The sequence below is a fragment of the Paenibacillus sp. 01L418 genome (assembly GCF_056400045.1).
On the sequence record NZ_JBFTSN010000001.1, the window covers coordinates 74,375 to 82,614 of the forward strand.

8 protein-coding genes are annotated in these 8,240 nt (G+C 45.2%); 6 read left to right on the forward strand and 2 right to left on the reverse strand.

The features are described from left to right. Nucleotides 1-17 precede the first annotated feature (17 nt). The 4 genes from AC1DSE_RS00320 to AC1DSE_RS00335 all read left to right on the forward strand — a co-directional run bounded on the left by AC1DSE_RS00320 (nt 18) and on the right by AC1DSE_RS00335 (nt 3,839). The gene (locus AC1DSE_RS00320) at nt 18-1,376 is read left to right on the forward strand and encodes a HAMP domain-containing sensor histidine kinase (protein ID WP_477527306.1); all 1,359 of its coding nucleotides are present in this window, start codon (nt 18-20) and stop codon (nt 1,374-1,376) included. A gap of 84 nt (nt 1,377-1,460) precedes the next feature. Further along, nucleotides 1,461-2,372 (forward strand): ATP-binding cassette domain-containing protein, encoded by a 912-nt coding sequence (locus tag AC1DSE_RS00325; protein WP_441910529.1) that lies wholly within the window; start codon nt 1,461-1,463, stop codon nt 2,370-2,372. Continuing rightward, entirely contained in the window at nt 2,369-3,097 is a 729-nt protein-coding gene (locus AC1DSE_RS00330) for an ABC transporter permease (RefSeq protein WP_477510948.1), read from the forward strand. Before AC1DSE_RS00325 ends, AC1DSE_RS00330 begins: the two co-directional genes overlap by 4 nt. 1 nt (nt 3,098) lies before the next feature. Next, the gene (locus AC1DSE_RS00335) at nt 3,099-3,839 is read left to right on the forward strand and encodes an ABC transporter permease (RefSeq protein WP_076268437.1); all 741 of its coding nucleotides are present in this window, start codon (nt 3,099-3,101) and stop codon (nt 3,837-3,839) included. A gap of 365 nt (nt 3,840-4,204) precedes the next feature. Here the strand turns inward: AC1DSE_RS00335 and trpS are convergent, their stop codons facing one another. Then, nucleotides 4,205-5,188 (reverse strand): tryptophan--tRNA ligase, encoded by a 984-nt coding sequence (trpS, locus tag AC1DSE_RS00340; protein ID WP_477510949.1) that lies wholly within the window; start codon nt 5,186-5,188, stop codon nt 4,205-4,207. 162 nt (nt 5,189-5,350) lie between these two features. Here trpS and AC1DSE_RS00345 point away from each other — a divergent pair, with 162 nt between their 5' ends. Then, the gene (locus AC1DSE_RS00345) at nt 5,351-6,103 is read left to right on the forward strand and encodes a DUF6843 domain-containing protein (protein ID WP_477510950.1); all 753 of its coding nucleotides are present in this window, start codon (nt 5,351-5,353) and stop codon (nt 6,101-6,103) included. On the opposite strand, the gene AC1DSE_RS00350 is transcribed toward AC1DSE_RS00345, so the two are convergent. Then, nucleotides 6,081-6,986, reverse strand: coding sequence for a DUF4275 family protein (locus AC1DSE_RS00350; RefSeq protein WP_477510951.1), 906 nt, complete (start codon nt 6,984-6,986; stop codon nt 6,081-6,083). The genes AC1DSE_RS00345 and AC1DSE_RS00350 overlap by 23 nt on opposite strands. A 152-nt stretch (nt 6,987-7,138) precedes the next feature. On the opposite strand from AC1DSE_RS00350, the gene AC1DSE_RS00355 reads away from it, so the two are divergent. Beyond that, nucleotides 7,139-8,240 (forward strand): ATP-binding protein (locus tag AC1DSE_RS00355; protein WP_477527307.1); only part of this gene is annotated, 1,102 nt, incomplete at its 3' end.

Genomic DNA, 8,240 nt, shown 5'->3' on the forward strand with positions numbered 1-8,240 from the left:
AACCACACGCGGGAGGCATGAAGTTTCGCCAAACCTTGTTGTCTCGCTACCTTCTTATTATTTTGTTTGCTTTTCTGTTTATTCCGATCATATTTCCGGTAGCTTCTATTCTTTATATGCTTATTCAAGAAAATACACAAACCGCTAATATGGACTATTTAAAGTATGGCAGCGGAAAAGAATTAACCACAATATGGCATAATCAGGCTGCTGAGTTAACAGAGAAGGATCCCGCTCAAATCGACAAAAAATTGCACGAGCTAAAACAAACTTACCCCGAGGCTTCCCTCTTCTGGGTTGACTCTGCTGGATCAACAAGGCTGCAGCTTCCCGTACAAGAGCAGTTGCCCAGTCAGTGGACGCCTGCCAGCTCCATTCAATTTATGAAAGCAAGCATCGACAGCGATCCTTTTACGGTCGTGTCCTTCCTTGGGGCGAACCATAAGGAGCCTGGGTTTATGGTGATGCAGCTGCAGCGCTCCATCATTCAGCTCGATAAGCCGATCGGTTCAGGCACACCCTTTTATTTGGCGTTTCTGTTTATTATGTTCGCCTTTTTCTTCATGATATCGCTGCTGTTCTTCCGGCACATTCGCAAACGTCTGCTCAGTCTGCAATCAGCGATGACGCTGCATGGCGACAACGGTCTTCCGATGCCAATCCTTATTAAGAAAAATGATGAGATTGGGCAGCTGGAGACCGCTTTTAATCAGATGGTTGAACAGCTTAAAGAGAGCAAGGAGCGCGAGCGTGCAGAGGAAGAGCTTCGCAAGCAGCTCATCGCCAGCCTGTCGCATGATCTGAGGACACCATTAACCGTCATGAACAGCCATCTGTATTCCTTGCATAAGGAATCATTAAGCTTGAATGCGAAAGCAGCTGTGAAGCAAATGGAGCAAAAAATAACCAGCTTAGACAGCCTCATTGAAAATTTGCTTTCCTACACGCTCATGACAAGCGGCCGCTATCCGCTTAAGCTGGAGCCACTGGATCTGCTGCGATTAGTTCGTGAAAGCGCCGCGTCTTGGTATCCCCTTTGGGAACAGGAAGGTATCGTCGCTGATGTGGAGCTGCCTGATGGTGCTATGCTCCGTATTGTCGATAAGGCAGGTTTCCGCCGCGTGCTGGATAATTTATTTCAAAATGTAACGAGGCATGCGAGCGGCGGCAAATACATCGGCATTTCCATAGAGAGCTACCAAGGCCAATCTGCGCTCGTTATTCACGATCATGGCAACGGGCTAGAGGCTTCTCCGACTGGCAAAGGTGCAGGCATTGGGCTAGCCATTGTCGATTATCTTCTGAAAGAAATGAAGCTCGAATGGCATAGGGATACCCAAGCTAGTGGAACGACCATATACATTTATTCAAATTGATTTTAATTTTTTTAAACAAAATTTAAACTTGGGGAGCTCTTCGTTTAACCTTCACCCGTTAATGTAAGTAATGAGGTGATTAACGTGAATGAATGGGTAATCGAAACGAAAGGACTAAGCAAACGTTATAAAGGGCGTTATGCGGTGTCCAATCTGAATTTAAAAATTGCAAAAGGTGATATTTATGGCTTCCTTGGACCGAACGGCGCTGGTAAAACGACGACAATCCGCATGCTGCTCGGATTAATCCAGCCCTCGGGCGGATCGGTTCATATTTTCGGGAAATCTTTGAACAAGGAAAGGTTATCTATATTGCGCCGAGTCGGCTCGCTCGTTGAATACCCTTCGTACTATGGCCATTTAAGCGCCGTCGACAACCTAGAAGCTATTCGCCGCATACTCGGTGCTCCTGTATCCAAAATTGCTGAAGTGCTCGACATCGTTGGACTGGCCAAGGAAGCGCGGCGTCCAGTGAAAGGCTTCTCGCTTGGGATGAAGCAGCGACTAGGTATCGCAAGCGCATTGCTTGGCAGCCCAGAGCTGCTGCTGCTCGACGAGCCGACAAATGGACTAGATCCATCCGGCATATTGGAAATTCGTGAATTAATTAAAGAAATGCCTAAGCAGCACGGCATTACCGTCCTTATATCCAGTCATTTGTTAAGCGAGGTCGAGCTTACAGCAGGAACCGTCGGTATTATTCGTCAGGGGGAGCTCGTCTTCCAAGATACGATCAGCCATTTGCATGCACAGGCACAAGGCACAATATCGCTGGTCGTGTCTGAGCCAGAACTAGCACTTGCTGCCTTGCAGCGGCAAGGTGTGGGCGCTGTACAAAATGGTTCCGCCATTATGCTGGAGCATACCGATAACCCTGCGCTTGCACGCATTGTCAAAAATCTCGTAGAGCGAGACCACTCTATCTACCGTGTCGAGGAGAAACGCAAATCACTGGAGGATCTCTTCCTGCAAATTGTCGGGGAGGGTAAGCTATGATGCTCAAAGCACTTTCAGCTGATTTTTTGAAAATACGCGGCAAGGGGCTATGGTTTCTTATCTTTATTGGCCCTATCGGATTGATCGCTATGCAAGCTCTTAATTACGGACTTCGTTATGATTATTTAACGAACAGATATGCAGGGAGACTCTGGGAGGTCTTGCTTCAGGACATCCAAATGTTTGTTCCAATCTCGCTATTCCTTGGAGTGACACTTGTCTCTTCCCTGCTAGCAAATATCGAACATAACACAAATGCGTGGAAGCAGCTGCTCGCCCTTCCTATTTCCAAGGGTGCCGTGTTCCGCTCCAAATTTGCATTAAGCTTCCTGTTGCTGCTCTCATCATGTGTTTTGCTGGCGATAGGAACCGCTGCGCTTGGTTTATCGTTGCGATTCGGGCTTAAAGAGATGCCAGTAATCGATATTTTGCGGCTTTGCTTCCTGCCGTTTATCGCATCGCTCCCGGTGCTTGCGCTGTTTGTATGGCTTTGCATGACCATGAAAAATCAAGCCATTCCTATTACGTTTGGCGTGTTGATCGCGATCAGCTCCATATTCACAGGCCTGATTTCAAAGGATTGGTCAAAGCTGCTGCCGTTAAACTGGCCGATGCTAGGTTATATGGATCCGCAGCGAGAGCTATTCGTTGGTGGAGGCTTTCTGCTCGGGTGCATCCTTCTACTTGTTGGCGCCTTTCATTTCATCAAAAAGGATGTGAATTGAAATGATGGGTTTCCTACGTTTAGTCGCTGCGGAACGGATTAAGTTATTCAAAACGTTTATTTGGATACTCATCCCGCTCAGCTCGCTGCTGTCACTTGCTCTCGGCATGTTAATATCGTTTGATTCGCCGGATGCGTCCGCTCAATATGCCCTGCTCATTGCTTCAATGGCTTCGTTCCACGCCATGCTGTTCTTACCAATATTAACGGGCATTCTGTCCGCTTTCGTATGCAGATACGAGCATGTAGGAGGAGGCTGGAAGCAGCTGCTTACGCTGCCTGTGTCTAGAATCGGACTCTACTTCGCCAAATTCAGTGTAGTTGCTGTTCTCCTTGCCATAACGCAGCTTTTGTTTCTAGGAGCAGTTATTATTGCAGCGACCTATCAAGGCATCGACGGCCCGCTTCCATGGGCAATGCTTCTGAAAGGAGTTGGCAGCGGCTGGCTTGCCTGTCTCCCGCTTGCCGCGCTTCAGCTGCTCGTATCTGTAAGCTGGAGCAGCTTTGCCGCTCCACTCGTCATTAATGTGATGCTTACGCTGCCTAATATGCTTATCGTTAATTCTGAACGTTTCGCTCCCTTCTACCCATGGGCACAACCAATGCTCGCGATGCTAAGCTTCGAAGGCGACAATTTCGGCGCTTTTGCGCTCCCTTTAGAAAACTTGCTCATTACGATAACGAGCAGCTTTGTTTTGTTTTTTGCAATTGGCCTACTTTATTTCACTCGCAAAGAAGTGTAAGCCGCTTAGGAGGAAATAAAAAAAACGGCCAATCCCGCTGCAGATGCGGGATTGGCCGTTTTTCATTACTATATTGGTAACTCACTCATCCCAATCCACTCATTCTAGACGGCGTCCTGCCTTATAGGCTTTCAGAGAAACCAACTAACCGGAATTTCTCCCGCTATCATTCGCTCTTTTCTGATAAAAACCAATTTAACGGGAAATCTTCCCGCTAATCTAGGCAGTATTTTAGGAAACAGCCCATTTCCATTGATTTAACGGTACAAATTCCTTCTAATTCAGAATATACGGGCATAATCGCAAAATTAACTGGAGATTTTCCTGTTGATTTTGATCTCTACCCGCAATCAAAATCTGCTCGGTTAAAAGGTTACGAATCCCATGGCGCGTTTCGCTTGAACAAGCGTTATTTGAGCCGTTTCCGAGGCTCTCATCGCTCCTTCTTTAAGGATACGGATCAGCTCATCTGAATCGATAATATCTCTATATCTCTCTTGTATAGGTACTAGCTTCTCGACGACAACCTCGGCTAAATCCTTCTTAAACCCGCCATATCCTTGGCCCTCGTAACGCCTTTCAATCGTCTCGGTGGACTCTCCTGAGAACACCGCATAGATCTCGATCAAATTGCTGACCGCAGGTTTATTGTCCCAATCATATCGCACAGACATTTCTGAATCGGTAACAGCTCTTGCGAGCTTTTTACGAATATCAGCTGGCGAGTCAAGTAGCAGCACGTAGCTATTTTTATTGGGGTTGCTCTTGCTCATTTTTTTAGTTGGATCATCAAGCCCCATAATACGGGAGCCAATAGTGGGGATGATTGGTTCAGGAATTACAAATGTTTTTTCAAAACGACTATTAAATCGCGCAGCCAAATCTCTAGTCAACTCTAAATGCTGCTTCTGATCCTCCCCGACAGGAACATGGGTCGCTTGATAAAGGAGAATGTCCGCTGCCATCAAGGCAGGGTACGTAAACAAAGCAGAGCTGACAGAATCTTTCCCATCTGATTTCTCTTTGAACTGCGTCATTCTGCTCAGCTCTCCAAAGTGAACCTGAGTCTCCATTATCCATCCCAGCTCGACATGAGCAGGTACATGCGATTGTATAAAAATCGTCGCCTTTTTAGGATCAATTCCAGCAGCAATATAAAATGCGGCAATGTCCTTTGAACGCTGAAATAATTCTTTAGGGTCCTGAGGAACAGTCACCGCATGAAGATCCGGCACAAAGAAAAAGCACTCAAAGTCATGCTGCATTTTCACAAATTGATGCAAGGCACCTCCATAACCGCCTATATTAAGCTCCCCACTTGGTTTTATTCCTGAAAGGATACGTTTCATGTTACTTCCTCCTTATTTGCGGCTAATAATTATTGGAGATGTACTTGCTCCAAGCGCTTCGTGAGGTCGGTACTACAAAAGATAGAACTATTGCGATATTCAGTATAACGTTATGCTTTAGGGGTACAAAGCTCCCATACACACAGAAGAGGTGTTGTCCCCATGAAACAAAAGCTATTTTACGTTTTAGTTGCTATAGCCAGCTATTTTGCAGGCGTACTCGCCTATTTAGGATATTTGGCGCTTGTGTACGATCAGAGCCTCGGAAGTGATTCGAGCAAGCTAATCGGCTGGACGCTTCCTTCGTATCTATTCCTTATTCTCCCGTTTTACACCCTGATGTTCCGCTGGAGAAAGTCGGTTATTTTTCTGCGCACTGCCCTGCTGATTGTTCTAAGTATCATTGCCGCAGCTTCCGTTACCGTTATGATGGGCTTAGGAATATGGGGAATACAGGATCTCTTTTCTCCTGAGTTCGGACTGTTTATTTTATTATTTGCCAGCTCTGCAATCGTATTTTCTGTAGGTTCTCTTGTTGCTATAAAAGAGAAGGGCTATCTCATCTTCTTGCTTGCTTCACTTGTAATCATATACCTGCCGATCAATATGCTGGTCTCAGAGGTTGAGAAAAGCAGACCAGTTATCCATCACATTCCGCAAAGCTTTCATGGCACTGTTGTCATTCATTTTGGCGATTCAAGCTCTCCACCTATCTCTAAGAAAAAAGGATATGAAGTAATTAACATTTCGGAAAATGGTAATTATAAAACGTCCAGTCCTCGGCCTGTGCGAGGCATTAGGCATGTATTAGTAGATGAACTGGGCAATGAAGTAAAGGAAATTTCGATCTCTGGCGAAACCATGAAATACGGCTCTGATCCTGGAGTAACGATTAGCGAGTATACTGTGCCTTAACAAAATAAGGCCCTAATTCAGACTCATGGGTTACCACATAGGTCCACTTAAAATGCTCATCTACAATATAGATGTCCTGCTCGCCTTCCACATCCTCAGGCATTAAACGCGCTGCATCTTCTATCAGCAACACTAAATCATGCTGCTGATAGAAGACATAACATGCCTTTTTAGGCTCATTACGGAATGCTTCTACCGCTTGTTCATCGCTTAAGCATGATTTTTTTGCATAGCTGAAAACATGCCATAAATATTGTTCCATATAAATGTTCGTCTTTTCTTGGGCATCCAAACCCTCTGCAAAAATGTCTTCCCACTCGCGCTTCATGTCACGACCCTCAAGCTCTGCCTGAGCCACTCTCATATGTTTAGCTTCAAGTTTGGGTATCAGCTTAAGATGCTCGATCCTCGCCTGCCATTCGCCAAACAGAAACTGTTTGATCACCTCTCTTAATTCGTCGCTGGCATGCTCCAACATTTCGCGTAGTGTGCTCGCTTGGCTGCTGATTATAATCGGATCGATAGTGCCCTTGCTTTCGAAGAAACCGCCAGGATATTGTCTAACATTCGGTGCATGAACCCAGCCAAAATATTTAAATAAATACTCGAATGTATTTTGTTCAATACTCTCATCAATAATTTTCTCAATATGTGCTCGACTTACTTGATCGACAATAATCAAATTCTCTTCTGAACAGACGAACGTATTGTCCCCTCTGCTCAGCCGATCGTTACGGATGGATTCGATACATTTTACCGTATAAAAATTAGCTACCCACCGGGAGTAATCTGGAAATGTGACATAAACACAGACGCGAGCATCTGTTTCGTCCTCAATGGAGCATTCCCAATCTATCCTCACATGCCTCTTTTTCGAAAACAATGCTTTACCCCCTTAAATGTTAGGCCTGCTATTAAAATATTTGTTCATCGTACCATAAAGTTTTTGGTCATTGTTTACAATTCACTGAACTTATGTTAAATTTATCGTATAACGTAATTACGTAAAACAATAATATTAAGAGGTGATGCCGTTTGACCGCTTCTAGAGACTACGGAACTGAGCTTGATCTACTTACCAAAGAGATGAACGAGCTCAAACAAATGTTAACTCAGGTCATTAATACTCGTCCTTCTCCAAAACAAGCATTAACCATGAATTTAAATGAGAACTCATTAAACGATGAAGTCCCGCATGATTTAGGCAGCCTCTTTTATTCCGGGCAATATCGCGGGCACAATGGCTTCAGGTGGGACCCTAGGCAGCAAGAAGTCCATCACTTACTTGGTCTTGACACCGATAAAGTAGCAAAAATTTTGGCTGCACTCGGAAATAAGCAGCGGCTCGACATCCTGCTTGCTGTATTGCTGGAGCCTCTCTCCGGCTCAGATATCGTAGAACGACTAAACCTGGGAACTACGGGGCAGCTTTACCACCATACCAAAGCCTTACTCGGGGCTGACCTTTTGGTTCAAGAGGAACGTGGAGGCAAGTATTCTCTGCCTGCTCATCGAACGCTTCCGCTGCTGCTTTTGTTGACCGCTATTACTGATCTGCTCGATACGAGCCATTATATGGAGCTTACTGAGGCTAGAAACAACGTTGAAGAGTATTTAGGCGAAAATAAAGAGGGGTACGATCCGAATCATCTTTTATGGTCCGTCATTGATAATTCGGTGTTGGAGCACCAAGCAGGCTATAGTACGGAGCTATATATCGTCCTTCACAGCGATACAAGTATTACCGTCTCTGATAATGGTCGAGGCATTCCGATTCAAGCCTTCCCTCAGTCGAAGACAACTCCAGTACAAACCGTGCTTACGGAGCTTGGGCATTACAATAAAAGCGCATCCGTTGTAGCTTCCGAAGGGTTAAAAGGCATAAACATGCCTGTAGTTAACGCTTTGTCTGAACAGCTTTCTGTAGAGGTTCGCCGTGATGGAAAAGTATTTCGTCAAGACTTTAAACATGGCATACCGCAAAGTGAACTGCTTGTCTTAGGCATGACGAAGGAAACAGGCACAAGCATTACCTTTAAGCCGAATCCGGACATTTTTAAATATCCATTTGATAAGGCAGCACTACTAGATCGTTTAGCAGATCTGCAAGGTCGTTTCCCTGACCTAAAGGTTGAGA

Excerpts from the sequence above, each read along its gene's own strand:
- AC1DSE_RS00330 (WP_477510948.1), top strand. The coding sequence starts at position 2,369 with ATGATGCTCAAAGCACTTTCAGCTGATTTTTTGAAAATACGCGGCAAG.
- trpS (WP_477510949.1), bottom strand. The coding sequence starts at position 5,188 with ATGAAACGTATCCTTTCAGGAATAAAACCAAGTGGGGAGCTTAATATA.
- AC1DSE_RS00320 (WP_477527306.1), top strand. The coding sequence starts at position 18 with ATGAAGTTTCGCCAAACCTTGTTGTCTCGCTACCTTCTTATTATTTTG.
- AC1DSE_RS00335 (WP_076268437.1), top strand. The coding sequence starts at position 3,099 with ATGATGGGTTTCCTACGTTTAGTCGCTGCGGAACGGATTAAGTTATTC.
- AC1DSE_RS00345 (WP_477510950.1), top strand. The coding sequence starts at position 5,351 with ATGAAACAAAAGCTATTTTACGTTTTAGTTGCTATAGCCAGCTATTTT.